Source organism: Allobosea caraganae (assembly GCF_003351345.1).
GTDB classification, from domain to species: Bacteria; Pseudomonadota; Alphaproteobacteria; order Rhizobiales; family Beijerinckiaceae; genus Allobosea; species Allobosea caraganae.
The window spans coordinates 90849-115213 of sequence record NZ_QQTO01000042.1 but is presented as its reverse complement, the minus strand read 5'-3'; the positions used below and the strand labels follow the sequence as shown (position 1 = coordinate 115213).

The window sequence follows — 24365 nt, the reverse complement described above, 5'->3', positions numbered from 1 at the left end:
AACCCCTCCCCGCAAGGGGGAGGGGCTCCCGCGCCTCATGCTGCTGGGAGAAGCGGTGGTTGTGGGAGCTTTGCTCTTGAGTGTCTGCGGCCCAGGTACGGCTCTGGCGCTCGAACCCTATGAGGTCGTCGGCGATGCGATTCCGCGTCCGCTCGGCGGCTTCACCGGCGATCCCGCCCATGGCGAGCAGCTGGTGCGGGACCGCGAGCGCGGCAATTGCCTGATATGCCATCAGGGCGCCGATCCGCGCGAGCCGTTCCAGGGCACGATCGGGCCGCCGCTCGCAGGCGTCGGGGCCAGGCTCGATGCCGGGCAGATCCGGCTCAAACTGGTTGACGCCTCGCGGCTCAATCCGGAGACGGTGATGCCGCCCTATTTTCGGACCGAAGGGCTGCGAGACGTAAGCCCGCAATACCGAGGCAAGCCGGCTTTGTCGGCTCAGGAGATCGAGGATGTCGTCGCCTATCTCGCCTCACTCAAGACGCCCTGAGGGCCTGAGCCGGCGCGCCGTCGTCGCTGGCGGCGTCGCAGCCGTCGGCCTCGCCGCCCTGCCGCCGCGCGCGCAGGCCGAGGACCTGCAGCCGCTGGCGGAGCTGATCGCGCGGATCACCGAGGGTGCCGTGCCGAAGCGCGGCAAGATCACGCTCGACATCCCGCAACTGGTCGAGAACGGCAATTCGGTCGACGTGAAGATCACGGTCGAGAGCCCGATGACCGAGGCCGACCATGTCCGCTGGATTCACCTGATCGCCGATAAGAACCCATTCCCGGACATGGCGCGCTTCCATCTCGGGCCGCGCTGCGGCCGGGCCGAGGTCGCGACCACGCTACGGCTTGCCGCGTCGCAGAAGGTTACGGCGGTCGCCGCGCTCAGCACCGGCGGCTATGTCGTCGCCGATGGCGATGTCGTGGTGACGCTGAGCGCCTGCATCGACGGGGGCTAGAGCATGTTCTTATCGCAAAAGTGGCATGCACTTTTGCGATAAGAACATGCTCTAGGTATTGATTTTGCGCGAATTCTTGTCGTTCGACCGGTTCGGCCGAACGGAAAGCGCGCAGGGAGAGCGACATGCCGTTCAACGCCCGCATCACCATGCCGGCCGAGGCCCGCGCCGGCGACATCATCGAGATCCGCGTGCTGACGCGCCATCCGATGGATCGCGGCGGCCAATCGGACGGCAAGGGCGGCACCGTGCCGCGCATGATCCTGAACCGCCTGACCGCGACCTATTCCGGCGAGCAGGTCTTCCGCCTGGACATGAACACCGGCATCTCGGCCAACCCCTTCGTCTCCTTCACGACGCGCGCGGTCGCGAGCGGCGACATCGTCTTCGAATGGCGCGAGGATGGCGGGGCGACCTATACGCGCACGGCAAGGCTCGTCGTGACGTGATGCGCTGGAGGGCCGTGCTCGCCCTGACCGTGATCGCACTCGCGGCCGCCCCGGCTACGGCCGAGATCAAGTCCGGCAGCGAGTTCCTCTCGCCCGAGATGCGCCGGCAGCAGGCCGACGAGACGCGCAATCCCGCCTGGTTCTGGGTCGAGCAGGGTGAGGAATTGTTCAGCCGCAAGCCGCAGACTGGCGCGGCCTGCATCTCCTGCCATGCCGAGCCGAAGCAGAGCCTGCGCGGCGCGGCGACGCATTACCCGCAGGTCGATGCGGCCTCGGGCAAGCTGCTCAACCTCGAAGGGCGGATCGAGCAATGCCGGATCGAGCGCCAGAAGCAGCCGGGTTTCGGCTACGAGACGCCCGAGATGCTGGCGATGACGGCCTATGTCGCCTCGCTCTCGCGCGGCCTGCCGGTCGAGGTGAAGACCGATGGTGCGGCAAAGCCCTATTACGAGGCCGGCAAGGCCTTCTTCGAGCGAAGGCAGGGTCAGCTCAACCTCTCCTGCCAGCAATGCCATGACGGCATGGTCGGCCAGAAGCTGCGCGGCGACACGATCAGCTACGGTGCCGGCACCGGCTATCCCGCCTACCGGCTGGAATGGAACGACGTCGGCTCGCTGCACCGGCGCCTGCGGGCCTGCTCGCTCGGGGTCAGGGCAACGCAGTTCGACTACGGCTCGCCGGAATACCTGGCGCTGGAGCTTTTCCTCGCGGGACGCGCCAAGGGCCTGCCTGTGGAAACGCCGGGGATACGGCGCTAGCCGTCTTTTTGAGATTGACCGGTACGGTTCCATCGGCGTCATTGCGAGCGCAGCGAAGCAATCCAGAGCGTCGCGCACCGGCCCTGGATTGCTTCGCTGCGCTCGCAATGACGATAGAGGCTCTCTCAAAGGCCGCTGGTATCATGCTGCGTTTCTGCTTCCTGCTCATCGGCCTTTGTCTGGTTCTTCCCGCTCTGGCGCAGCAGGTGCCGGAGGCGTCCGTGTCCGAGCCGGCGCCCTACACGCTCAAAGACACCGAGGTCTGGACCATCCGCGCGCCGAAGCTCGAGCGCAGCTACCAGCTCTATGTCAGCCTGCCGGAATCCTACCGCGAGGGCGGGCGGCGCTACCCGCTGCTCTTCGTCACCGATGCCGACTACGCCTTTCCGCTGGTGCGCAGCATTGCCGGGCGCGTCGGCCGTCGCGGCCGCGACCTCGAGGACTTCATCCTGATCGGCATCTCCCATGCCGTCGGCGATACGCCCGAGTTCAGCCGGCGGCGCGACTACACGCCGACGCCGAGCCGGCTGGAGAAGCGCTCGGACATGCCCGGCCGCAAGCCGGTCTTCGGCGAGGCGGAGGCCTTCCGGCTGTTCCTGAACGACGACGTCTTCCCGTTCATCGCCAAGACGTACCGGGTCGACATGAGCCGGAAGATCTATGCCGGCCATTCCTATGGCGGGCTGTTCGGGCTGCACGTGCTGCTGACCGACCCAAAAATGTTCTCGCACTACATCCTCGGCAGCCCGTCGCTCTGGTTCGACCAGCGCGTCATGTTCAAGCGCGAGCAGGACTACGCCGAGGCGCATGCCGACCTGCCGGCCAACCTGTTCCTGGCGATCGGCTCGTTCGAGACCGTGAACAAGGATGCCAACAACCCGCGCTACAGCCGCAACCTCGACATGATCGGCGACCTGCAGGCCTTCGAGAAGGCCCTGAAGGGGCGGAACTATCCCGGCCTGAAGCTCAAGAGCGAGATCATCCCCGACGAGGACCATCTCAGCGTCTTCCCGGCTGTGATCACGCACGGGCTGCAATGGGCGCTGTCGGTAAGGCGCTAGATCGCCGTGCGTCCTATCGGACGCAAAGTGGCGATCTAGGCTTTTGTTATTGCATCGGATTGTTCCGAAAACCGGATTCCACTTTTCGGTCCGATGCTCTAGTTACCTCGACGTCATGCTCGGCCTTGTGCCGAGCACCCGCGTCTTGAACGCCGCCCAGGAGAAGCGAAGACGTGGATGGTCGGCACAAGGCCGACCATGACGCAGGAGGTACGGTTTGCCAGAACGCCGAGGGGCGTCACTTCTTCGCCTTCCTGGCCTTCGGCTTTGTCCGGTTCTCGTAGCTCGCATTGCCGAGCCCGGTGCCGATCGTCAGCACGGCCCAGTGGGCGACGTCCTGCATGAAGGGCGTCTCGCTCAGGCCCTGGATGACGGCGTCGTTGTGCATGGTCACCATGGTCTCGTGCTCGCCGATCATCGGCACCATCTCGCGGACGCAGTCGATCAGGTTGAAGCGGCTGCCCTCCCAGTTGCCGGGCAGGTTCTGGGCGCCGCGGTCGATCGTGCCGTCGGGCTCGATCAGGCCGGGGCAACCGATGCCGATGAAGGGCGCGACGCGCAGGCCGGCCTTCGCCGCCTGGGCGATCTGGTTGTCGAGCATCTTGCCGAGGCGCTTGATCGCGTGGTCGCGGTTGATCTCCTCGTCGGCATGGCGCCAGAGCTCGAAGTCCCAGACCTTGGCCTTGCTCATGTCGGAGGCCTTGTCCTGCCTGAGCTCGACGATGCCGGCTCGGATGTTCGAGCCGCCGATATCGACCGCGACCAGGCTGTCATAGGCCTCGAAGATCCATTTCGGCGCGAGATGGGCGTTGCCGATCAGCCCGGCCTCGTCGGGATGATGCCGGATCGGCACCAGGTCGACCTCGTGCCCGTCGGTCTGCAGGATGATGCCGGCGCGGCCGATAGCGAGTTCGCCGACGCGGCTCTGGCGGAAGCCGCCGCCGACGACGATGCGCTCGACCGGGTTCCAGGCCTTGAGCCGGGCGAAGCGGCGGATGACGAATGCGAGCGACTGAGCATAGCGCTCGATGGCGCTGAGGACGAGGGCGGCCTCGTGCGGCGCGCCGTCGCTCAGCAGCGCGTCGAGCTCCTTCTTGCCGATCTTGTCGCTGGCGAGGTCGATCGGGTCGTCGCCGCTGCGGCGCAGATGCGCGCGCAGGGCTTCGAAATGCTCGAGGAAGGCGCCGCGCTTGGCTTTGTCGCCGATGAAGCCCTCCTCATCGCGGACTTCGAGATTGTAGCTGGTGACCAGCACGGATGGCAGTTCCTCCGCTCCGTGAGGACCGACCGGACGCGCCTTCGCAACTGCCTCGACTGCCATGAGATGCTTCCCCCGCTTTGCTCGGGAAGGAACGGGCGGCGACGGGTCGGGTTCCCCCGCCCCGCTGCCGCAGGCGCGCCATGCGTCCGGACGCGGTTGACCTTGCGGCGATCTTTCCCCTCCATTGCCGGCAAGGCGTGAGTAGAATTGCCGAAAAACGTCTCGGGGGACATATGTTGGAGTTCATCATCAAGTCCGTGCTGATCGGCGCGGGTGCCACGGCTTTGCTCGATCTCTGGGCGCAGTTCCTGCACCGCGTCGTCGGCCTGCCGGCGCCGAACTGGGCCATGGTCGGGCGCTGGTTCGGGCATCTGCCTCAGGGGCGCTTCGCGCACGAGGATATCGGCAAGGCCGCGCCGGTGCCGAACGAACTGACGATCGGCTGGGTGATGCACTATGTCGTCGGCATCGTCTTCGCCGCCGCCCTGCTCCTGATCTGGGGGCTCGACTGGGCCCGCAATCCCAGCTTCCTGCCGGCGCTGATCGTCGGGCTCGTCACGGTCGGCTGCGGCTGGTTCATCCTGCAGCCCGGCATGGGCGCCGGCATCGCCGCCTCGAAGCGGGCCAACGCCAACCAGCTGCGCCTGCTCAACATCGTCGGGCACACCGTCTTCGCCATCGGGATGTATGGCACCGCCATGCTGATCCGCTGAGAGACCGTCTGCGAATTCTACTGGCGCGGCCGTCTGACGCGACTATCTGCGCGTCCGGTGCTCACGGACATGAAGTCCGCTCCGCTCCGGTTCTCGCCAGCCACGCCAGCCAGCTCACGCCAGCGAAGTCTCAAACGGTCTCTGAGAGCCTCTGAGATTCACGTCGCCTTTCCCAACCCACCACGGAACCTGTCATGGCCAGCACGCTCTTCACCAACGCCCGCATCGTCGACGGCACGAAGGCCGAACGCGGCGACCCGGTCTCCGTGCTGGTCGAGGGCGGCGAGATCAAAGAGGTCGGCAAGCGCGTCTCGGCCGAGAAGGCCAAGGTGGTCGACCTCAAGGGCCGCACGCTGATGCCTGGCCTGATCGACGCTCACGTTCATGTCGTCGCCGGCATCGCCGATCTCGGCCGCAACGCCATGCTGCCGGATTCGCTGGTGACGGCGCGGGCCTTCACCATCATGGGCGAGATGCTGCGGCGCGGCTTCACCACCGTGCGCGACGTCGGTGGCGCCGATTACGGCCTGAAGGTCGCGACGGAGGAGGGGCATTTCCCGACGCCGCGCCTCGTCATCTCCGGCAAGGCGCTGAGCCAGACCGGCGGCCATTGCGATTTCCGCGGCCGCTTCGACGACAGGCCTGCGGCTAAGACCGGCCACAAGCTGGGCTCGCTCGGCCGGCTCTGCGATGGGCTCGACGAGGTCCGCCGCGCCGCCCGCGAGGAGATCAAGGGCGGGGCCGATTTCGTGAAGATCATGGCCAATGGCGGCTGCGCCTCGCCGACCGACCCGATCCATTTCCTCGGCTTCTCCAGGAGCGAGCTGGAGGCGATCGTCGAGGAGGCGAAGATGGCCGGCACCTATGTCTCCGCCCATGTCTATACCGACGAGGCGATAAGGCGCTGCGTCGAGGCCGGCGTGCATTCGCTGGAGCATTGCAACCTGATCCAGGCCGACACGGCCAAGCTCGCGGCCTCAAAAGGCTTCGTCGCGGTGCCGACGCTGGTGACCTACGACAAGCTCGCCAGCGAGGGCGGCAAGCTCGGCTTCCCGCCGGATTCGGTCGCGAAGGTCGAGAGCGTCCGCGTCGCCGGCATGGATTCACTCGGCATCATGCGCAAGGCCGGGCTCGCCATGGCCTATGGCAGCGACCTGCTCGGCGAGATGCACCGGCACCAGTCGGAGGAGTTCGTCATCCGCGGCCGGGCGCTGCCGGCGCATGAGGTCATCGCCTCAGCGACCCATGTCGCGGCGAAGCTGCTCAAGCTCGAAGGCAAGATCGGCACGGTCGCGCCGGGCGCCCATGCCGACCTGATCGTGGTCGATGGCGACCCGCTGAAGGACCTGGCGCTGCTGACCCGCCAGGGCCGGCACATGCCGCTGATCATGAAGGGCGGTGCCTTCGTGAAGCGCGGCGGCTTGAACTGAGCCGGGCCGCGGGCGCCGGCTATTTGAAGCCGGCGACGCGGTGGGGCTGATAGGGCGCCTCCAGCGCCGCGATCTCCTCGGGCTTCAGGCCGAGCGACAGCGCCGCGACGGCGTCGGTCAAATGATCGGGCTTGGAGGCGCCGATGATCGGCGCGGTGACGCCGCCCTTCTGTGCCAACCAGGCGAGCGCGACCTGGGCGCGCGGCACGCTGCGCTCTTTGGCGATCTTGCCGACCGCATCGACCACGGCCCGGTCCTGCTCGCCATAGAGCGTCTTGCCGAACTCGTCGGTCTCGGTGCGGTGGGTGCTCTCGTTCCAGTCGCGGGTCAGGCGGCCCCGCGCCAGCGGGCTCCACGGGATGACCGCGATAGTCTGGTCGGCGCAGAGCGGCAGCATCTCGCGCTCTTCCTCGCGGTAGAGCAGGTTGAGATGGTTCTGCATGCTGACGAACTCGGTCCAGCCTTCCAGGCGCGAGACGTAGAGCGCCTTGGCGAATTGCCAGGAATACATCGAGGAGGCGCCGATATAGCGGGCCTTGCCGGCCTTCACGACGTCATGGAGCGCTTCGAGCGTCTCCTCGACCGGCGTGGCGTAGTCCCAGCGATGGATCTGGTAGAGGTCGACGTAATCGGTGCCGAGCCGCTTCAGGCTGGCGTCGATCTCGGCGAAGATCGCCTTGCGCGACAGGCCGGCGCCATTGGGGCCGGGGCGCATGCGGTTGAAGACCTTGGTCGCGAGCACGACCTCCTCGCGCCGGCTGAAGTCCTTGATGGCGCGGCCGACGATCTCCTCGGAGGAGCCGTCCGAGTAGACGTTGGCGGTGTCGAGGAAGTTGATGCCGAGCTCGAGCGCCTGCTTGATCAGCGGCCGGCTCGCCTCCTCGCCCATGGTCCAGGCGTGGTTGCCGCGGTTCGACTCACCATAGGTCATGCAGCCCAGGCATAGGCGCGAGACTTCGAGACCGGTCTTGCCGAATTTGACGTAATCCATCGCATCCTCCGAAATGGCACGGCATCATCGATGGGCTTTGAAGGCGGCGTTGGGAATGGCGCATGCGCAAGGCCGGCATGCGGAGAATGGTGCCCCTGGCCGGAATCGAACCAGCACTCCTTGCGGAACTCGATTTTGAGTCGAGCGCGTCTACCAATTCCGCCACAGGGGCCGAAGCCTGAACGCCGCATGCGGAGCTCGCTTCAACGCCTCAGGCGATATCATTGCGGCGTGATCCCGGTCAATCGCGGACTTGGGTTGCCAACGCGCCGAAAACGCCGCCACCGATCCGACCGTTGTCCGGCGCCGGCCCTTCACTATTCGGTGAGGGCATCGCCCGAAACCGGTTTCGCGGTGAGGCGGCATGCTCTAGAAGCCGGGCGTCGCCATGCTTGAAGCTTCCTCGAACGCAGCGGATCTCGGCATTGTCCAGCACGGAACTCGACCAGCCGTCGCGCAAGGTCGGCGCGTTGAAGCGCCTCTACCTCTGGACCCTGTCGCTCGCGGCTAGGAAATCGGCCGAGGTCTGGCTCGCGGTCATCGCCTTCGTCGAGAGCTCGTTCTTCCTGATCCCGGCCGACGTGCTGTTCGTGCCGATGGCGGTGGCGACGCCGCAGCGCGCCTATCGGCTGGCGCTGATCGCGACGGTGTTCTCGACGCTGGGCGGCATTGCCGGCTATTTCCTCGGCTATTACGCCTTCGAGGCGCTGGCCCGGCCGGTGCTGGAATTCTACGGCAAGCTCGACGCCTTCCAGCAGATCAGGGCCTGCGCCGGCCCGGACACCACCGCGATCCTGCTGGTCACCTCCGGCCTGGCGCATCTGCCGCCGATCAAGGTCGTCACCATCCTGGCCGGCGTCGTCCATGTCGGCTTCGGCTTCTTCGTGCTGTCCTGCCTGATCGCGCGCGGCGCCCGCTTCTTCGCGCTGGCCTGGCTGCTGCGCAGCTATGGCGAGACCATCCGGCTGTTCATCGAGAAGCGCCTGAAGTTCGTTGCCGCAGGCACTGCGGCCGCCTTGATCGTGCTCTATTTCGCCGTGAAGGTTTTCGCCGGTTCCGGGGCGATGCTGTCCTGCTGACACTGGAGGCATCATGACCGCCCTGCCCGAACGCGCTCCCGACAGGGTCGTGCCGCGGCTGATCCTGCTGCTCGGCCTCGGCTCCGCCATGCTGATCGCCGGCGCCTGGTGGTCGCAGTTGGTCTGGCACCTCTTGCCGTGCAAGCTCTGCCTGGAGCAGCGCCAGCCGCATTATGCCGTGATCGCGCTCGCCGTCGTCGCCTCGCTGGTGGCGCGGACGCGCAGCCTGCAGATCGCCGCCCTGATCGGCTTTGCGCTGCTGCTGGCCTGGAGCACCGGGCTCGGCTTCTACCATGCCGGCGTTGAATGGGGCTGGTTCCTCGGCCCGAACGATTGCGGCGGCGGTGCGCCGCCGGTCGCGGGCGCGGTCGGCGATCTGCTGAACCAGCTCCAGACCACCCGCATCGTCTCGTGCACGGAAGCCGCCTGGCGCTTCCTCGGCATCTCGCTCGCCGGCTGGAACTGCCTGATCTCGTTCGGGCTGCTGGTCGTGGCGCTGCTGGGCTTGAAGCGCGCACTGAGAGGCTGACGCCCGCTCGTTGCGGCGACGGCTTGCGCCGCCGGCCTTACGGCTCCAGCTCGGAATCCCAGTAGAGATAGTCGAGCCAGCTTTCGTGCAGGTAGTTCGGCGGGAAGAGCTTGCCGTTGCGGTGCAGGTCGTTGACCGTCGGGGCGTAGGGCTTCTGCAGCGGCAGCATGCCGACGATGGCGGGCAGCTTGTCGGCCTTGCGGAGGTTGCAGGGCGAGCAGGCCGCGACGACGTTCTCCCAGGTCGTCAGGCCGCCCTTGGCGCGCGGGATGACGTGGTCGAAGGTCAGCTCCTCGCGCGCGGCGCAGTACTGGCAGGAGAAGCGGTCGCGCAGGAAGACGTTGAAGCGGGTGAAGGCCGGGGTGCGCGAAGGCTTGATGTAGGTCTTCAGCGAGACCACCGAAGGCAGCCTCATGTTGAAGCTCGGGCTGCGCACCACGGTGTCGTATTCGGAGACGATGTTCACGCGGTCCATGAAGACCGCCTTGATCGCGTCCTGCCAGCTCCACAACGAGAGAGGGTAATAGCTCAGAGGCCGGAAGTCGGCATTGAGCACGAGTGCCGGACAGCCGTCCGGCGACGCCATCGGATGCATCACATGCGCCGTCAAACCCGTCGCACCTCCGCTGATCGAAGCAGGACGAATCCTGCTCACGAATCAATGTAAGCGCGAGACGACAGGAATGTGAAGATGCACATTGCCGCGCATGCTTAGCCGCCATGGCCATTGGTGAGCCGGCGGCCCGGATTTCCCCTCTCTCGCAGGAGGAGAAAGGCAGAGGCGCGGATGCGTTCAGCGCGTCGGGACGGGCTTCTCGCCGCGGTAGTCGTAGAAGCCGCGCTTGGTCTTGCGGCCGAGCCAGCCGGCCTCGACGTATTTCACCAGCAGCGGGCAGGGGCGGTACTTCGAATCGGCCAGGCCGTCATGGAGCACCTGCATCACCGAGAGGCAGGTATCGAGTCCGATGAAGTCGGCGAGCTGGAGCGGGCCCATCGGATGGTTGGCGCCGAGCCGCATCGCGGTATCGATCGCCTCGACCGAGCCGACGCCCTCGTAGAGCGTGTAGACGGCCTCGTTGATCATCGGCAGCAGGATGCGGTTGACGATGAAGGCCGGGAAATCCTCCGAGACCGTCACGGTCTTGTGCAGCTTGCCGATGAAGGCGCGGGCCGATTCGAAGGTGTGGTCGTCGGTGGCGATGCCGCGAATCAGCTCGACGAGCTGCATCAGCGGCACCGGGTTCATGAAGTGGATGCCGATGAAGCGCTCGGGCCGGTCGGTCGCGGCGGCAAGCCGCGTGATCGAGATCGAGGAGGTGTTCGAGGCCAGCATCGCCTCGGGCTTCAGATGCGGGCAGACGGCGGTGAAGATCTTGCGCTTGACCTCCTCGCTCTCGGTCGCGGCCTCGATGATCAGGTCGCATTCGCCGAGGCCTTCGAGCTTCGGCGAGGCGCTGATCTTGGCGATGGCGTCGCGGCGGATCTCGTCGCCGATCGCGCCCTTGGCGACCTGGCGGGCCATGTTGCCGTCGATCGTCGCCAGGGCGGCGTGGATGCGCTCCTCGGCGACATCGTGCAGCTTGACAGTGAACCCCGCGATCGCGGCGACATGGGCGATGCCGTTGCCCATTTGCCCGGCGCCGATGATGCCGATCGTCTTGATCGCCTGGTCCGACATGTCCCGATCCATCTTTCCTGTCAGCGCCCGCTCGCGGACGCGATCTGGGCCGCCGCAAGGGCGGCCCGACGCCGTATCATAGCAGTTTTTTCAGCGACCGAGTTTGGCGAGCTCGGCCTCGAGCTCGGGCATGATCGTGAAGAGGTCGCCGACGAGGCCGTAATCGGCGACCTGGAAGATCGGCGCCTCCTCGTCCTTGTTGATGGCGACGATGACCTTCGAGTCCTTCATGCCGGCGAGATGCTGGATCGCGCCGGAGATGCCCACGGCGATGTAGAGGTCGGGCGCCACGACCTTGCCGGTCTGGCCGACCTGCCAGTCGTTGGGGGCGTAGCCGGCGTCGACCGCGGCGCGCGAGGCGCCCATGGCGGCGCCGAGCCTGTCGGCGACGGGCTCGATGATCTTGGTGAAGTTCTCCATTGAGGCGAGCGCGCGGCCGCCGGAGATGATGATCTTGGCCGAGGCCAGCTCCGGACGGTCGGACTTGGCGACCTCCTCGCCCTTGAAGCTCGACAGGCCGGCATCGCCGGCGCTGGCGACGCTCTCGACCGGCGCGGTGGCGCTACCGTCGCCGGTTGCCTGGAAGGAGGCGCCGCGCACGGTGATGACCTTCTTGGCGTCGGTCGCCTGCACGGTCTGGATGGCGTTGCCGGCATAGATCGGCCGCTCGAACGTGTCGGGCGAAATGACCTTGGTCACTTCCGAGACCTGCATCACGTCGAGCAGGGCGGCGACGCGCGGCATGACGTTCTTGCCGGTAGTCGTGCCTGGCGCGACGATGGCGTCATAGGGGCCGGCGAGCGAGACGATCAGGGCCGAGAGCGGCTCGGCAAGGCGGTGCTCGTAGGCGGCGTCCTCGGCGAGCAGCACCTTCTCGACGCCGTCGAGCTTGGCGGCAGCGTCGGCGACGGCCTTGGCGTTGTGGCCGGCGACGAGGACGTGCACGGGCGCGCCAAGCTGCTTGGCGGCGGTCAGCGCCTTGCGGGTGGCCTCGTTGAGGGTCGCGTTGTCGTGCTTGGCGAGAAGCAGCGTCGTCATGATCAGATAACCCCTGCTTCGTTCTTCAGCTTCGAGACCAGTTCGGCGACGGAGCCGACCTTGATGCCGGCGGAACGGCCGGGCGGCTCGGTGGTCTTCAGCACCTTGAGGCGCGGCGTCACGTCGACGCCCAGCGTCTCGGCCGAGGTCTCGTCGAGCGGCTTCTTCTTGGCCTTCATGATGTTGGGCAGCGAGGCGTAGCGCGGCTCGTTGAGGCGCAGGTCCGTGGTGACGATCGCCGGCAGCTTGAGGGTCAATGTCTGCAGGCCGCCATCGACCTCGCGGGTGACGTCGACCGAGCCGTCGCCCATGACGACCTTCGAGGCGAAGGTGGCCTGCGGCCAGCCGAGCAGGGCCGAGAGCATCTGGCCGGTCTGGTTCGAGTCGTCGTCGATCGCCTGCTTGCCGAGGATGACGAGCCCGGGAGCTTCCTGCTCGACCAGCTTCTGCAGGAGCTTGGCGACGGCGAGCGGCTCGGTGAGTCCCTCGACCTTGACCAGGATGCCGCGGTCGGCACCCATGGCGAGGCCGGTTCGGATGGTCTCGGCGGCCTGCGCCGGGCCGATCGAGACGACGACGACCTCGGTCGCCTTGCCGGCCTCCCTCAGGCGCAGCGCCTCTTCGACGGCGATCTCATCGAACGGATTCATCGACATTTTGACATTGGCGAGCTCGACGCCCGAGCCGTCCGCCTTGACGCGGATCTTCACGTTGTAATCGACAACCCGCTTGACGGGCACCAGGATCTTCATCGTTTGCGTCACCGTTCGGGAGAGATGCGACTTGAGCCGTGCCGCTCTATTGGCAGGGGGACGGCATCGCGGCTCTCGGCTGGAATGCGCAGGGACCGTAGCGATGGCCGTTTGCGCTTGTCAACGCCGCGAAAGTCGCGACCAAGCGGCATCACGCCGGCAAGAAATCGCAGTGCACCATCGAAGGCGGGACTCACAGGCCGGGACGACGGCCGAAGAGCTTGACGCCGCGATGGATGAAAAGCGGCGTCAGCGCCGCGCCGGCCCCGAGCCCGCCGAGATGGGCCCACCAGCCGACATTGCCCTGCGGATCGACATAGGCGGAGGCGAGCTGGAACAGGATCCAGGCGCCGAGCGCGTACATGGCGGGGATGTGGACGGGGATCCATTTGAAGGCGAGGCCCCAGATCCGCACGTTCGGGTAGATCATCAGATAGGAGGCGATGACGCCCGAGATCGCGCCCGATGCGCCAATCAGGGGCTGCTCCGATTCGGGATACATCAGCGTGTGCAGCAGCGAGCCGGCGAGCCCGCAAATGAAGAAGAACAGCACGAAACGAACATGACCCATCGAATCCTCGACATTGTCGCCGAAGACCCAGAGGAACAGCATGTTGCCGAGCAAATGCGCAAAGCTGGCGTGCAGCAGGATGTTGGTGAAGAGCGTCGCCCAGGCCGGCGCATGGGCCAGGCCCTCCGGCAACTGCGCGGCGCCGAGCAGCACGGAGGGGATGAGCCCGAAGCCGGCCATGATGGCCACATCGCCGGACGAGCCATGCCAGAACCAGAGCGCGATGTGGATGCCGATGCAGCCCGAGACCAGCGCGTAGGTGACATAGGGCGCGCGCATGAAGCGGAGCGGGACGCCGTCATGCAGCGGGACGAACATCGTAAATCCTGATCAGCGGTTCTGGCCGGGCACCCAGAGCACGTCGCCCCCGGCCTTGGCATTGAGGTGGCGGGAGGCGACGAAGAGGAAATCCGACAGCCGGTTGATGTATTTCAGCGCGGGCTTCGAGACGCTCTCGCCCTCGCTCTGCGACAACGCAACCATCAGGCGCTCGGCCCGGCGGCTGATGGTGCGGGCGAGGTGCAGATGCGCTGAGGCCGGCGTGCCGCCCGGCAGCACGAAGGAGCGCAGCGGCGCGAGCGTGCCGTTGAGCCGGTCGATCTCGGCCTCAAGCCGGTCGACCTGCGCCTGGATGATGCGCAGCGGCTCGAAGGCGAGCTTTTCGCCGGTATCGGGGGTCGAGAGGTCGGCGCCGAGGTCGAACAGGTCGTTGCTGATCCGGCTGAGCATCGCGTCGAGATCGGCATCTTCCGTCGCTGCGTGCAGGCGCGCTATGCCGATGCAGGCATTGGTCTCGTCGACGGTGCCGTAGGCCTCGACGCGCAGGTCGGATTTCAGCCGGCGCGGCCCGGTCGTGAGCCCCGTCGTGCCGTCATCGCCGGTGCGGGTGTAGATGCGGTTCAGCTTGACCATGCCCCGCTTATAGCGCGGCGTTCCGGCAACGAAAGCGGTCTTCTGACGTCAGAACGTATAGCCGAGACGGGCGCCGAAATTGGCCGGGCCGCGCGGGTTGTTCCGGTCGGAGCAGCCGGTCGTGCTGAAATGCTCGAGCGAGGCGATCAGGCTCCAGCGGTCGTTGAGCTTGAAGCCGAGCGCGGCCGCCTCGCGCGTGCCGGCGTTGCAGCCGAGATTGAGGCGGTCCTCGGGAACGACCAGCCCGGTCTTGCCGTCATTGATCGCGGCGCCGAGGCTGCCCTCGACGAAGACGGTCTTGGTGATGTCGAGGGTCCAGGTCGCGCCGGCATAGGCGAAGCGCGTGCCGTTGAAGTTGACGCTGGAGCCGAGGTGGAAGCGGGGCACGAAGGCCGAGGCGATGCGGTCGTTCAGGGTGAGCACGCGCGGCGTCACCAACTCGCCGTTGAAGTTGAGCAGGCCGCCCTCGCGCCCGGCCGGATTGGCGGCGGCGATGCCGAGGCGGGCCTCCCATGAGGGGAGCGGAGCATCCGTCGCCGGAGCGTAGCTGGTGACGCCGGGAGGCAGCGATTGCGCCTGGAGAGGCGCCGCAACCATGAGGCCGGCGAGAAGCAGCAACGCGACGCGTATCATGAATTGACGAGTCTTCTTGTCGGCGGAGTGGGCGTTAACTGAGCACACAGACTCATGTCGAGAGTGTGGCAAGGACCGTGCCGCCGCCCGTTTCCGCGCAGGCGCCCCGTTCTTTATCAACAGCTTACGCTGGGGGCGCTTGCGAAGGCAACGATTGTTTATCGTTAGGTAAGGTTAACCGCCGCGCCACCAGAGCACGCCGACGATCACCAGGATCGCGATGAATTGCAGCACGACGCGCAGCCGCATCAGGTTCTGCGAGGTGTTGGCGCTGCCGCCGCGCAACATGTTGATGAGGCCAAGCACCAGGACGATTGCGACGGCGCCGACGGCGATAGGCACGAGGTATGCGGAGAAGCTCATGCGCGAGATGTAATGCGGCCGTCGTGGCTTGGCCAGCGAAAGCCAAGGGCAGGGAAGCGGCAACGTGCCGCTCCGCCTCCAAAAAACTCGACGTCATCCCGGCCGTAGCGAAGCGGAGCGCCGGGATCCATCGTGGAGCGCTGAGCCCTATGATGGATCCCGGAGCGGCGCCGCTAAAGCGGCTTGTCCGGGATGACACGGGGTGGGGAGATCAGCGGTAGCGGCGCTGGACGATCAGGTTGGCGGCCACGGTGAGCAGAATCGTCGCGGTCATCAGGATGAAGGAGATGGCGCCGCCGAAGGGCCAGTTGTTCTGCTGAGCGAACTGGCCGTAGACCAGCGGTCCCATCGTCTGGAACTTGGGTCCGCCGAGCAGGACCGGCGTGGCATAGGCGTTCATCGCCAGGATGAAGGTCAGGATCGTGCCGGCGAGGATGCCGGGCATGGCGAGCGGCCAGAGCACGCGGCGGAACATCGCGGCCGGCCCGGCGCCCAGGCTGAAGGCGGCCTCCTCGACATTGCGGTTGATGCCTTCGATCACGCTTTGCAGCGTCAGCACCATGAAGGGCAGGTTGACCGCGATGATGCCGATGATCACGGCCGTTTCGGTGAACATGATCTCGAGCGGCTGGTCGATGATGCCCAGGCCCATCAGCGAGGCGTTGAGCGCGCCCCTGCTGCCGAAGGCGGTCATCCAGCCGGCGGAGCGCACGGCGTTGCCGACGAAGAGCGGCAGCACCACGGCGATGACCATCAGGTTCTTGAAGCGGCTCTGGGTGCGCGCCAGCACATAGGCGAGCGGGAAGCCCATGATCAGGCAGGCGATGGTGCAGATCACGGAGACGCGGACGGTGCGCCAGAGCACGTTGAGGTAATAGGAATCGGTGAAGAACTTGACGTAGTTCTCGATCGTCAGCCCGTCGACCATGAACTGGCCGGGCACGAAGTAATTCAGCGAATAGCGGAACAGGATCGCGATCGGGCCGAGCAGCCCGATCGCGACGAAGATCGTCGCCGGCACGACGAGCGCGCCGGCGAGATGGGTACGGCCGCCGGCGACCGGTTCGGGTGCGATGGTGCTCATGGGCTCACCCCGTCATGGTCGTCCTCGGGCTTGACGGGAGGACGCGCTGTCCCAGGGTCGAGTGTGCCGGCCCGCAGCATCACGCCTTGAAGACCTTGTCCCACCACTCCTTCATCGCCGAGTCGTTCTTGGCGAGGAAAGCGTAGTCGAGGTCCTTGAGGCGCTTCTCCTCGTCCGCCGTGAAGCCGATGCGCTTCTGCAGGTCGGGCGCGACGGCGAGGCCGGTGACGGTGCCGTTATAGCCCATGTCGACCGCGAAGGCCTCCTGCGGCGCCTTCTCCAACATGGCGTTCATGTAGGCGTAGGCGTTGTCCTTGTTCGGCGCGTTCTTGGCGATGACGAAGCCCGAGACATAGGTCGGAATGCCTTCGACCGGCGACACGGCCTCGCAGGGGATGCCGGCATTCTGCCACTGGACGACGCGGGCCTTCCAGATCGCGCTGATGCCGATCTCCTCGTTCTTCATCGCCTGGGCGAAGGCCTCGTTGGTCGGGTAGATGCGAGCGCCGGCCTTCTTGACCGCGAGCAAGACCTCCTTGGCTTTCTCGATGTCGTTCATGCTGGCGCCGCCGGTGGCGGCCATCGAGGCGGCGATGAAGACCGACTGATACTGGATGTCGATGAAGCCGATCTTGTTGCCCCATTTCGGGTCGAGCCAATCCTTGAAGCCGGTCGGCACCGGGCTGATCAGCTTGGGATTGTAGATGACGACGTTGCCCGAATAGATGTGCCCGATGCCGTATGGGTACCGCATCGTCGGCAGGATGTTCTTGGCGTTCGGGATCTTCGAGTAGTCGAGTGTCTCGGTGACGCCGGCCTCGTTCATCTCGAACATATTCGCGGCCGAGAGGCCCTGGATGTCGACCGTGCCGCGCGGCAGGCGCTTCTCGGCCACCATCTTGGTCCGGCGCGGCGCGTCGCCGGCCTGATCCTGCACCACCTCGATGCCCTTCGGCTTCAGCAGCGGGTTCTCGATGTTCTTGGTCAGCAGCGCGGCATAGTCGCCGCCCCAGGTGCCGACCACGACTTTGCCGCCGGACTGGGCGAGGGCCGCGCCGCCGAGCGAGGGCGCAAGCACTGCTGCGCCGGCCGCCGCGCCCATGCCCTTGAGCACATCGCGCCTGTGAATCTTCGTCATGACTAAACTCCCCTGTTGGACGCCCGGAGCCTCACGGCTCGCGCGGATAGACGAGCCCGGCGTCTTCGGCCCAGCCTATGGTGATGGTCTCACCCGGCTTCGGCTCGACGCCGCCCTGCCGGTTAGGGATCTGCAGGAGCATGCGGTCGTGCCCGGAGAGCTTGACGTCGACATCAAGCAGCGCGCCCAGATAGGAGACGTGCTCGACGCGGGCCTCGAAGCGGTTGGCGCTGGCGGCGGCGTCGCCCGCGACCGCGATGCGCTCGGGCCGGAGCGCCAGCGTCGCGGGGCCGGTGCCCTTGGCCGCAGTGGAGGTGATCTCCAGCCCGCCGGCGGTGCGGAAGCGGCCGGGCGCGGCGATCTCGCCGTCGAGGAAGGCGCTGCGGCCGATGAAGCCGGCGACGAAGCGATCGGCCGGCTTCTCGTAGAGCTCGCGCTGGCTGCCGATCTGCCGGACCTTGCCCTTCTCCATCACCACCAGCCGGTCGGCCATGGTGAGCGCCTCTTCCTGGTCATGGGTGACCATGATCGTGGTCAGGCCGAGCTTGCGCTGGAGGTCGCGAATCTCGACCCGGACCTCCTGGCGCAGCTTGGCGTCGAGGTTCGAGAGCGGCTCGTCGAGCAGCAGCACGTCGGGCTGCATGGCGAGCGCGCGCGCGAGCGCAACGCGCTGCTGCTGGCCGCCGGAGAGCTGGCGCGGATAGCGCTCGTCGAAGCCGGTGAGACGCACGAGCCTGAGCGCCTCGGCGACGCGCGGGGCGCGGTCGGCGGGCGACAGCTTGCGCATCTCCAGGCCGAAGGCGACGTTCTCGGCCACCGTCATGTGCGGGAACAGCGCGTAGCTCTGGAAGACCAGGCCGCAATTGCGCTTCCAGGGCGGCAGGTTGGTGACGTCGCGCTCGCCGATCGCGATCTTGCCCGCACTTGGGGCTATGAAGCCGGCGACCATGCGCAGGGTCGTGGTCTTGCCGCAGCCGGAGGGGCCGAGCAGGACGAGGAACTCGCCATCGGCGATGTCGATGGTGACGTTGTCGACGGCGTTGAAGTCGCCATAGACCTTCTTGAGGGTGTCGATCGAAAGCCTGGCCATGGGTTCAGACCACCCGGCTCAGCTTGACGTAACGGTCGGTGATGATCATCGCGGCGCCGATCAGGACGATCTGGATCACGGAGGCGGCAGCGACCGTCGGATCGATCTTCCATTCGAGATATTGCAGGATGGCGATCGGCAAGGTCGTGCGGCCTGGTCCGACCAGGAACAGGCTCATCTCGAGATTGCCGAACGAGGTGACGAAGCCGAACAGCCCGGCCGCGACGATGCCGGAGCGGATGCTCGGCAGGGTGACGCGCCAGAAGGTGGTCCAGGGACCGGCGCCGAGATTTTGCGCTGCTTCCTCGATGGTCCGGTCGAAGCCGGCGAGGCTGGCGGTGACCAGCCGGACCACCCAGGGCACGACGACCAGCGTATGCGCTGCGACGAGCCCGCCGAGCGAACCCAGCATCGGCCAGCCGGTGGCGATTTCGGTCTCGATCTGGAAGACGTAGAGCGAGGTGCCGAGCACGATGCCGGGCATCACCAGCGGCAACAGCAGCAGCGTGTTGACGGCCGGGCCGAGCACGATGCGATGGCGGACGAGCGCGAGGCTCGCCGGCACGCCGAGCACGAGGCCGATCAGCGTCGCCAGCACGCCGACCTCGAGGCTGAGCACGAAGCCGTCGACGAAGGCCTTCTGGCCGGGAACGGCGGCGAACCATTTCAGCGAATAGCCCTCCGGCGGGAAGGAGGGAATCTCCTGCCGGAAGAAGGCGAGCCAGGTGACGAAGATCAGCGGCAGCAGGATGAAGAGCAGCGACAGGCCGGCGGCGCCGTTCAGCGCCAGGCGACCCAGGCTCGGGCGGGCGGCGGCGCTCAAGCGCCGGCTCCGGTGAGGAGCCGGGGCGCTGCTGGACTGGTCTTGCCGCTCTGCATCATGGTCTCGTCAGGCTTCTCAGTGCAGCGTGTTCTTGTGGAAGGCGCCACCCTTCATGATCACGGCTAAGGCTGCGCCCTGGTTCTGGAACAGGCCCAGATCCTTGAGCGGGTCGCCGTCGATCAGGATGATGTCGGCGAACGCGCCTGCACGCAATGTGCCAAGCTTGCCCTCCATGCGCAGCAATTGCGCGCCCGTCGTGGTGGCCGAGCGGATGATCTCGATCGGGGACAGGACCTCGCTGCGCAGGATGAACTCGCGCGACTGCTCGACCTGGAGCTGGCCGAGCAGGTCGCTGCCATAGGCGACTGGCACGCCGGCGCGCTTGCAGATCTCCAGCGAGCGCAGGCCGCCATCGATGACGAGGTCGTTCTTGGCCAGCATGTCGGCGTTCATGCCGAACTCGGCGGCGCGCTCCTTCATCGCGTAGTAGGCGACGAGGTTGGCGGTGAGGAACATCTTGTTCTCGGCCATCAGCTTGGCCGAAGCCTCGTCGATCAGGTTGCCGTGCTCGATGGCGCGGACGCCGCATTGCGCGGCCCGCGTGATCGCCTCGGGCGTGTAGGCGTGGGCGCAGACGTAGCGGCCGAAGGCGGTGGCCTCCTCGACGGCGGTGCGGACCTCGTCGAGGCTGAACTGAAGCGAGTCGAGCGGGTCGTAGGGCGAGGCGACGCCGCCCGACATCATGATCTTGATGTGGTCGGCGCCCAGGCGCATCTGCTCGCGCACCGACTTGCGCACGGCGGAGACGCCGTCGGAGACGTTCATCGTATAGGCCATGGCGTTGCAGCAATGGCAGCGCGCGCCGAAATCGGTGCGGCGGCGCGGGTCGCTATGGCCGCCGGTCGGGCCGATCGCGGCGCCGGCGATGAACAGGCGCGGGCCGGCGATGTCTGCCTTCTCGACCGCTTCCTTGATGCCCCAGTCGGCGCCGCCGGTGTCGCGCACCGAGGTGAAGCCGCGGTCGATCATGCCCTTCATCAGGCGGGCGGCGCGGGCGGTGGCCAGCGTCAGCGGCACGCTTTCGAGCGCGCGGATATAGACCTCGGAGAGCATGACGTGGACATGGCTGTCGATCAGGCCGGGCATCAGCGTGCGGCCGCCGCAATCGATCACGTCGGCGGCGTCGGCCTTGATCGGCTTGTCGGAGACTTCGCGAATGGTCTCGCCCTCGACCAGAATCTCGTAGCCGCGGCGCAACTCCCCGTGGTCCGGTTCGAGCATCGCGAAATTCTTGAAGAGCAGCTGAGCCATCGGAAATAATCTCCCACGAGGCGACGGCAGGGCAGCGCCGTCCATCTCCCATGACTGATATATTGCGAGGTTTTCACTTGCTTGTCAGCCCTTCTTTTGAGCACTTTTTATAGGCTGGCTTTGCTGCCTTTTTAGCGCGCACGCGAAAGGGCGGCCATGTGCTCGCAAGGGGCGTCGAATCGGGGTTTCTGCGGCTCGGATCGCGGGCGGCGGTCTTGAAATCTCGCCATTGCCACGCACTGCGCCGCAGCTGGCGATATGGCTGCCTGGCATCCCGGAAGGCGGGATTGAGAGTATATTGGGCAGCTAGAGCATCGGACCGAAAAGTGGAATCCGGTTTTCGGAAAGATCCGATGCAATAACAAAAGCCTAGATCGCCACTGTGCGTCCGATAGGACGCACAGTGGCGATCTAGCCGGTGATGGTCGCGTTCTGGGCCAGGGCCCGGCCGCGGATCGGCGTGGAGAGGTCGCTGGCCAGCGCCCGGCTGATCGCCGGCAGGCCGTCGAGCAGGCCCTGGACGAAGGCCTGCGAGGGCGGCAGGCGCTTGGGCAGGGCGCGGAGCGCGGCCGCCATCAGCATGGGATCGCGCACCGTGCTGGCGCCGGTCTCGACGGGGTCGTGCAGGATGTCGACGAGCTTGAGATGGTCGGCCCGCTCGGCGCGGATGGCCTGCTCCAGGCGCGGCCTGACGCGCGGCACGATCAGCGCCGGCTTGTCGAAGGAGAGCACCTCGCAGAAGGTGTTGTAGCCGCCCATGGCGACGACGCAGTGGGCCCGGTTCATCAGCAGTTCGAGCCGGGGCTCGAAGCCGAGGCTCTCGAGCTTGGGCACGCGGGCGATGCGCTCGGCGAAGTCCTTGCGCTTCTCGCGCGACATGAACGGGCCGAAGACGATCAGGGCCGGCAATTCGATGGTCGGATCGGCCTCGTAGGCCGAGATCACCCAGTCGATCAGGCCGATGCCGTCGCCGCCGCCGCCGGGCGTGACCAGGATGAACGGGCCCTTGGTGATGCGCGGGTAGCGGTTGGGCGGCATCGGGCTGGGCACGGCGCGCTTCAGGTAGCCGGTATACTGCACCTTGTCGGCGAAGAGATGCTGGTTCGGCAGGCCGGCAAGCGGCTGGTAGATGCTTTCGAGCCCGTAGACGAAGATGTCGTCATAGAGGGCGAGCGCATCGATGGCGCCGCTCTGGCGCCATTCCTCGTGCAGCTTGGCGGGCTCGTCGAGCACGTCGCGCAGGCCGAGCACGATGCGGGCGCCGCGGCGGCGCAGGATCTCGAGCGAGGGCTCGAGCTCGCCGCGCAGGCCGATCGGCTCCTTGTCGACGATCACGACGTCGGGGTCGAAGGAGAGCACGACCTGCTTGATCAGGTCGGTGCGCAGCCGGATCGTGTCGCCGAGGTCGATGTTGAGGTGGTGCGGGACGTAGCGCCCGTCGCTCTGCTTCTCGATGCCGGGGATGCGGACGTAGTCGACGCCGTCGCCGAACTGGAAGCTCGAGATCACCGACGAGCCGGAGACGATGATCACTGATATATGAGAGTAGTTCGCAACCAGCGAATTGGCGATCGCGCGGCAGCGGCGGATATGGCCGAGGCCGAAGGTGTCGTGGCTATAGATCAGCACGCGCGGCGCATGCGGGCCACGCGGCGTGCGCTCGGCGCCGCTGAGGTCGACGACATTGAACGACATGGACGCGCCGCCCTCCACGGAAAGGCCAAACGACCTCTGAGCGAGGACGAACGCACCTGGACTGTACAGGAGAAGGAGCATAGCGCCTCAAGCAGCGTGCTCCAACCCCGGCTTGGCCTGATCTAACGGCATCAAGCCTTAAATAACACCCGGGGATCGCCGAACGCGACCGCGGGATGACGGACTGAAAGCCCAAGCAATCCTTCGAGAAAGGCCCAGGCGCTCTCGTCGTGGTCGCGGTGGTGCAGCAGCAGGCCGAGCACGGCCTCGTCGCGCGATCGTGACAGCCGCCGCTGCTCCAGCTGGGCGCGGATCTCCTCCACCAGCACAGCCACCGGCCGCCCGATGCGGCCGCCGTGCCAGTCCATGATGTCGATGTCGGTATTGCCGAGGGTGGGGCCGCCATCGGGGCCGAGCGCGAAATTGCGGAAGCAGGACAGGCCGGCAAAGCCGAGCGCCGGCAGCTTAGCCGCAATAGTGGGGTCGATGCGGTTCCAGGGCGGCACGAAGACGGGAAGCAGGGCGGGGCCGAAGAGGTCGCCCAGCCGCTGCTTAGCCGCGTCAATGTCGGCGAGGACGGCCTCCATCGGGCGGTGCCGGCCGAACTCGGATTTCTTCTCGCCCTGCGGCGCGTGATTGCGATGCCAGGCGCCGTGCTGGCTCGGCAGTAGCAACGGAGCGCTGCGCAACCGCTCCACAAGGGCCGGCTCGGCCAGGAACGGGATCACCGCCAGCAGCACGGGCAGGTCGTGGCGCTCGCTCAGCTTTGCGAGTGCGTCGAGCTGGGGGCTGGGCGCGACGGCGTCGTCATCGCGCAGCCAGAGCCGGACGCGGCGGCCTGCGCCGGCCCAGGCGTCGAGTTCCGCGTGGAGGGGCTGCCAGATCGCGTCGCTCATGAGGCCATCCGGGCGGCGTGGCTGGAGACGGCGAGTTCCAGCGCCGTGGCGATGGTTCCGGTCGCGCGCTCCAGGGTGCGCTCGGTGGCGACGAAGCCGCGGGCGGCTTCGCCCATGCGCTGGCGCAGGCCCGGCTCCTTGAGCAGGCGCGCGAGGGCGGCGGTCAGTGCGGGCATGTCGCCGTCGGGCACCAGCAGCGCCGTCTCGCCGGCCTTCACCGTGGCCGAGACGCCGCCGCTGTCGAAGGCGAGCACGGCGAGGCCGGTGGCCTGGGCTTCGAGGTAGACCAGCCCGTAGGCCTCGCGGACGCCGGGCCAGAAGAAGACGTCATGGGTGGCGAGCTCGGCCTTCACCGCCTCGTGGCCGATGGCGCCGAGCCAGCGCAGGCGGTCGGCCGGGATGCCGGCGAAGGCGGCCTCGACCTCGGCGCGCATCTGGCCGTCGCCGATGATGGTCAGCGACCAGGGCTCGTCGAGCAGCGGGGTGAGCGCGGCCGCAAGCGCGCGATAGCTGCCGAGCTTGCCGGGCCGCATCATCGCGATCGTCAGCAGCCGGGGCGAGCCCGTCCCGCTGGTGCGGGCCGCGGCGGGCGGTACGCTGCGGATGAAGGGCGGCAGCCAGAGGAGCGGGGCGTGCGGACCGCGCCAGGGCTCGACGCTTTGGCGGTCGCGGGCGGTGAAGTAGACGTGCAGGTCGGCCAGGCCGAAGCTCCGGCGCGCGAGCGCGACATGCTCGGCCCATTCGCCCGCGGCGCGGCGCTCGGAATCGCTGCCCTCGGCGATGATGTAGGGGATGCCGAGCTGCTGCGAGAGCTGCGGGCCGAGCAGGTCGGGCGCCTTGTAGTAGCTGTGATAGGTGAACCAGAGCTCGGGAGCCGTGCCGTCGCGCCGCCATTCCGCGAGCAGGGCGTCGCGGCGCGCCTGCGCCTCGCAGAGATGCCAGATCAGCGCCTCCGGATCGGGCTGGCGCATATAGGTGCGGGCGTTGAGGATGGGCTCGACGCGATGGCCAAGCCCTGCCATGGCCTCGACGAGCTGATGCGCCATGCGGCGGTCGCCTGAGATCCGCGCATCTTCGAACAGGTTGAGGGGCGTGTGGAATGCGATCCGCACCGAGTGTCAGTCCGCTAGAGCATGATGCCGAAAAGTGGGAACCGGCTTTCGGGC

General features: G+C 66.9%; 27 protein-coding genes and 1 tRNA gene. 9 read left to right on the top strand and 19 right to left on the bottom strand.

The features are described from left to right. Nucleotides 1–76 precede the first annotated feature (76 nt). The 5 genes from soxX (at nt 77) to DWF00_RS28790 (ending at nt 3212) form a co-directional block, all read left to right on the top strand. Complete coding sequence (gene soxX, locus DWF00_RS28810; protein ID WP_245974394.1) at nt 77–490, top strand: sulfur oxidation c-type cytochrome SoxX; 414 nt, start codon at nt 77–79, stop codon at nt 488–490. Next, nucleotides 453–944, top strand: coding sequence for a thiosulfate oxidation carrier protein SoxY (locus tag DWF00_RS28805; RefSeq protein WP_114830858.1), 492 nt, complete (start codon nt 453–455; stop codon nt 942–944). The genes soxX and DWF00_RS28805 overlap by 38 nt, the downstream gene beginning before the upstream one ends. Before the next feature lie 125 nt (nt 945–1069). Further along, complete coding sequence (locus tag DWF00_RS28800) at nt 1070–1393, top strand: thiosulfate oxidation carrier complex protein SoxZ (RefSeq protein ID WP_114830859.1); 324 nt, start codon at nt 1070–1072, stop codon at nt 1391–1393. After that, nucleotides 1393–2151, top strand: coding sequence for a sulfur oxidation c-type cytochrome SoxA (gene soxA / locus DWF00_RS28795; RefSeq protein ID WP_114830860.1), 759 nt, complete (start codon nt 1393–1395; stop codon nt 2149–2151). Before DWF00_RS28800 ends, soxA begins: the two co-directional genes overlap by 1 nt. Nucleotides 2152–2372: 221 nt before the next feature. Next, complete coding sequence (locus tag DWF00_RS28790) at nt 2373–3212, top strand: alpha/beta hydrolase (protein ID WP_210208767.1); 840 nt, start codon at nt 2373–2375, stop codon at nt 3210–3212. Nucleotides 3213–3450: 238 nt separating this feature from the next. Here DWF00_RS28790 and DWF00_RS28785 read toward each other — a convergent pair whose 3' ends face one another. Next, complete coding sequence (locus tag DWF00_RS28785) at nt 3451–4533, bottom strand: ROK family protein (protein WP_147283745.1); 1083 nt, start codon at nt 4531–4533, stop codon at nt 3451–3453. 173 nt (nt 4534–4706) lie between these two features. Here DWF00_RS28785 and DWF00_RS28780 point away from each other — a divergent pair, with 173 nt between their 5' ends. After that, complete coding sequence (locus tag DWF00_RS28780) at nt 4707–5186, top strand: DUF2938 domain-containing protein (RefSeq protein ID WP_114830863.1); 480 nt, start codon at nt 4707–4709, stop codon at nt 5184–5186. Between the two features lie 194 nt (nt 5187–5380). After that, complete coding sequence (locus tag DWF00_RS28775; RefSeq protein ID WP_114830864.1) at nt 5381–6616, top strand: metal-dependent hydrolase family protein; 1236 nt, start codon at nt 5381–5383, stop codon at nt 6614–6616. 19 nt (nt 6617–6635) lie between these two features. Here the strand turns inward: DWF00_RS28775 and DWF00_RS28770 are convergent, their stop codons facing one another. Together DWF00_RS28770 and DWF00_RS28765 are read right to left on the bottom strand one after the other, a co-directional pair. Further along, nucleotides 6636–7607, bottom strand: a complete 972-nt coding sequence (locus DWF00_RS28770) for an aldo/keto reductase (protein ID WP_114830865.1) — start codon at nt 7605–7607, stop codon at nt 6636–6638. A gap of 87 nt (nt 7608–7694) precedes the next feature. After that, nucleotides 7695–7779 (bottom strand) — tRNA-Leu (locus DWF00_RS28765). Between the two features lie 253 nt (nt 7780–8032). Here DWF00_RS28765 and DWF00_RS28760 point away from each other — a divergent pair. Together DWF00_RS28760 and DWF00_RS28755 are read left to right on the top strand one after the other, a co-directional pair. After that, nucleotides 8033–8686 carry a YqaA family protein gene (locus DWF00_RS28760; protein WP_425453192.1) on the top strand — a complete coding sequence of 218 codons (654 nt, stop codon included), beginning with the start codon at nt 8033–8035 and terminating at the stop codon, nt 8684–8686. Between the two features lie 13 nt (nt 8687–8699). After that, nucleotides 8700–9215, top strand: coding sequence for a disulfide bond formation protein B (locus DWF00_RS28755; protein ID WP_114830866.1), 516 nt, complete (start codon nt 8700–8702; stop codon nt 9213–9215). Between the two features lie 37 nt (nt 9216–9252). Here DWF00_RS28755 and DWF00_RS28750 read toward each other — a convergent pair whose 3' ends face one another. The 16 genes from DWF00_RS28750 to DWF00_RS28675 all read right to left on the bottom strand — a co-directional run bounded on the left by DWF00_RS28750 (nt 9253) and on the right by DWF00_RS28675 (nt 24245). Further along, complete coding sequence (locus tag DWF00_RS28750) at nt 9253–9810, bottom strand: HNH endonuclease (RefSeq protein ID WP_114830970.1); 558 nt, start codon at nt 9808–9810, stop codon at nt 9253–9255. 198 nt (nt 9811–10008) lie between these two features. Further along, entirely contained in the window at nt 10009–10893 is an 885-nt protein-coding gene (locus DWF00_RS28745) for a 3-hydroxybutyryl-CoA dehydrogenase (RefSeq protein WP_114830867.1), read from the bottom strand. A gap of 90 nt (nt 10894–10983) precedes the next feature. Further along, the gene (locus DWF00_RS28740; RefSeq protein ID WP_114830868.1) at nt 10984–11931 is read right to left on the bottom strand and encodes an electron transfer flavoprotein subunit alpha/FixB family protein; all 948 of its coding nucleotides are present in this window, start codon (nt 11929–11931) and stop codon (nt 10984–10986) included. A 2-nt stretch (nt 11932–11933) separates the two neighbouring features. Further along, nucleotides 11934–12683, bottom strand: coding sequence for an electron transfer flavoprotein subunit beta/FixA family protein (locus tag DWF00_RS28735; protein WP_114830869.1), 750 nt, complete (start codon nt 12681–12683; stop codon nt 11934–11936). A gap of 193 nt (nt 12684–12876) precedes the next feature. Next, entirely contained in the window at nt 12877–13572 is a 696-nt protein-coding gene (locus tag DWF00_RS28730; RefSeq protein ID WP_114830870.1) for a rhomboid family intramembrane serine protease, read from the bottom strand. Nucleotides 13573–13584: 12 nt separating this feature from the next. Then, nucleotides 13585–14166 carry a cob(I)yrinic acid a,c-diamide adenosyltransferase gene (locus DWF00_RS28725; protein WP_114830871.1) on the bottom strand — a complete coding sequence of 194 codons (582 nt, stop codon included), beginning with the start codon at nt 14164–14166 and terminating at the stop codon, nt 13585–13587. Nucleotides 14167–14214: 48 nt separating this feature from the next. Then, nucleotides 14215–14799, bottom strand: coding sequence for an acyloxyacyl hydrolase (locus DWF00_RS28720; RefSeq protein WP_114830872.1), 585 nt, complete (start codon nt 14797–14799; stop codon nt 14215–14217). A gap of 174 nt (nt 14800–14973) precedes the next feature. Next, nucleotides 14974–15162, bottom strand: coding sequence for a twin transmembrane helix small protein (locus DWF00_RS28715; RefSeq protein WP_114830873.1), 189 nt, complete (start codon nt 15160–15162; stop codon nt 14974–14976). A gap of 211 nt (nt 15163–15373) precedes the next feature. Next, nucleotides 15374–16246, bottom strand: coding sequence for an ABC transporter permease (locus tag DWF00_RS28710; protein WP_114830874.1), 873 nt, complete (start codon nt 16244–16246; stop codon nt 15374–15376). 79 nt (nt 16247–16325) lie between these two features. Further along, nucleotides 16326–17384 carry an ABC transporter substrate-binding protein gene (locus DWF00_RS28705; RefSeq protein WP_114830875.1) on the bottom strand — a complete coding sequence of 353 codons (1059 nt, stop codon included), beginning with the start codon at nt 17382–17384 and terminating at the stop codon, nt 16326–16328. Between the two features lie 31 nt (nt 17385–17415). Next, nucleotides 17416–18474, bottom strand: coding sequence for an ABC transporter ATP-binding protein (locus DWF00_RS28700; protein ID WP_114830876.1), 1059 nt, complete (start codon nt 18472–18474; stop codon nt 17416–17418). A 4-nt stretch (nt 18475–18478) separates the two neighbouring features. Beyond that, nucleotides 18479–19297 carry an ABC transporter permease gene (locus DWF00_RS28695; RefSeq protein ID WP_245974393.1) on the bottom strand — a complete coding sequence of 273 codons (819 nt, stop codon included), beginning with the start codon at nt 19295–19297 and terminating at the stop codon, nt 18479–18481. Nucleotides 19298–19372: 75 nt separating this feature from the next. After that, nucleotides 19373–20608, bottom strand: coding sequence for a metal-dependent hydrolase family protein (locus DWF00_RS28690; protein WP_114830877.1), 1236 nt, complete (start codon nt 20606–20608; stop codon nt 19373–19375). A 411-nt stretch (nt 20609–21019) separates the two neighbouring features. Beyond that, entirely contained in the window at nt 21020–22303 is a 1284-nt protein-coding gene (locus DWF00_RS28685; RefSeq protein WP_114830878.1) for a glycosyltransferase family protein, read from the bottom strand. Between the two features lie 131 nt (nt 22304–22434). Beyond that, on the bottom strand, nt 22435–23199 hold the full coding sequence (locus DWF00_RS28680) for a polysaccharide deacetylase family protein (RefSeq protein ID WP_114830879.1): 765 nt from the start codon (nt 23197–23199) through the stop codon (nt 22435–22437). Further along, nucleotides 23196–24245 carry a glycosyltransferase family 4 protein gene (locus tag DWF00_RS28675; RefSeq protein WP_147283746.1) on the bottom strand — a complete coding sequence of 350 codons (1050 nt, stop codon included), beginning with the start codon at nt 24243–24245 and terminating at the stop codon, nt 23196–23198. Before DWF00_RS28675 ends, DWF00_RS28680 begins: the two co-directional genes overlap by 4 nt. Nucleotides 24246–24365: the final 120 nt, after the last annotated feature.

Coding starts and splice junctions, on each gene's coding strand:
- DWF00_RS28730 (WP_114830870.1), bottom strand. CDS start 13,572: ATGTTCGTCCCGCTGCATGACGGCGTCCCGCTCCGCTTCATGCGCGCG.
- DWF00_RS28690 (WP_114830877.1), bottom strand. CDS start 20,608: ATGGCTCAGCTGCTCTTCAAGAATTTCGCGATGCTCGAACCGGACCAC.
- DWF00_RS28780 (WP_114830863.1), top strand. CDS start 4,707: ATGTTGGAGTTCATCATCAAGTCCGTGCTGATCGGCGCGGGTGCCACG.
- DWF00_RS28720 (WP_114830872.1), bottom strand. CDS start 14,799: ATGATACGCGTCGCGTTGCTGCTTCTCGCCGGCCTCATGGTTGCGGCG.
- DWF00_RS28680 (WP_114830879.1), bottom strand. CDS start 23,199: ATGAGCGACGCGATCTGGCAGCCCCTCCACGCGGAACTCGACGCCTGG.
- DWF00_RS28805 (WP_114830858.1), top strand. CDS start 453: ATGTCGTCGCCTATCTCGCCTCACTCAAGACGCCCTGAGGGCCTGAGC.
- DWF00_RS28735 (WP_114830869.1), bottom strand. CDS start 12,683: ATGAAGATCCTGGTGCCCGTCAAGCGGGTTGTCGATTACAACGTGAAG.
- DWF00_RS28725 (WP_114830871.1), bottom strand. CDS start 14,166: ATGGTCAAGCTGAACCGCATCTACACCCGCACCGGCGATGACGGCACG.
- DWF00_RS28740 (WP_114830868.1), bottom strand. CDS start 11,931: ATGACGACGCTGCTTCTCGCCAAGCACGACAACGCGACCCTCAACGAG.
- DWF00_RS28675 (WP_147283746.1), bottom strand. CDS start 24,245: ATGGCGCATCAGCTCGTCGAGGCCATGGCAGGGCTTGGCCATCGCGTC.
- soxA (WP_114830860.1), top strand. CDS start 1,393: ATGCGCTGGAGGGCCGTGCTCGCCCTGACCGTGATCGCACTCGCGGCC.
- DWF00_RS28800 (WP_114830859.1), top strand. CDS start 1,070: ATGCCGTTCAACGCCCGCATCACCATGCCGGCCGAGGCCCGCGCCGGC.
- DWF00_RS28710 (WP_114830874.1), bottom strand. CDS start 16,246: ATGAGCACCATCGCACCCGAACCGGTCGCCGGCGGCCGTACCCATCTC.
- DWF00_RS28715 (WP_114830873.1), bottom strand. CDS start 15,162: ATGAGCTTCTCCGCATACCTCGTGCCTATCGCCGTCGGCGCCGTCGCA.
- DWF00_RS28705 (WP_114830875.1), bottom strand. CDS start 17,384: ATGACGAAGATTCACAGGCGCGATGTGCTCAAGGGCATGGGCGCGGCG.
- DWF00_RS28755 (WP_114830866.1), top strand. CDS start 8,700: ATGACCGCCCTGCCCGAACGCGCTCCCGACAGGGTCGTGCCGCGGCTG.
- DWF00_RS28685 (WP_114830878.1), bottom strand. CDS start 22,303: ATGTCGTTCAATGTCGTCGACCTCAGCGGCGCCGAGCGCACGCCGCGT.
- DWF00_RS28750 (WP_114830970.1), bottom strand. CDS start 9,810: ATGCATCCGATGGCGTCGCCGGACGGCTGTCCGGCACTCGTGCTCAAT.
- DWF00_RS28770 (WP_114830865.1), bottom strand. CDS start 7,607: ATGGATTACGTCAAATTCGGCAAGACCGGTCTCGAAGTCTCGCGCCTA.
- DWF00_RS28700 (WP_114830876.1), bottom strand. CDS start 18,474: ATGGCCAGGCTTTCGATCGACACCCTCAAGAAGGTCTATGGCGACTTC.
- DWF00_RS28775 (WP_114830864.1), top strand. CDS start 5,381: ATGGCCAGCACGCTCTTCACCAACGCCCGCATCGTCGACGGCACGAAG.
- DWF00_RS28745 (WP_114830867.1), bottom strand. CDS start 10,893: ATGTCGGACCAGGCGATCAAGACGATCGGCATCATCGGCGCCGGGCAA.
- DWF00_RS28785 (WP_147283745.1), bottom strand. CDS start 4,533: ATGGCAGTCGAGGCAGTTGCGAAGGCGCGTCCGGTCGGTCCTCACGGA.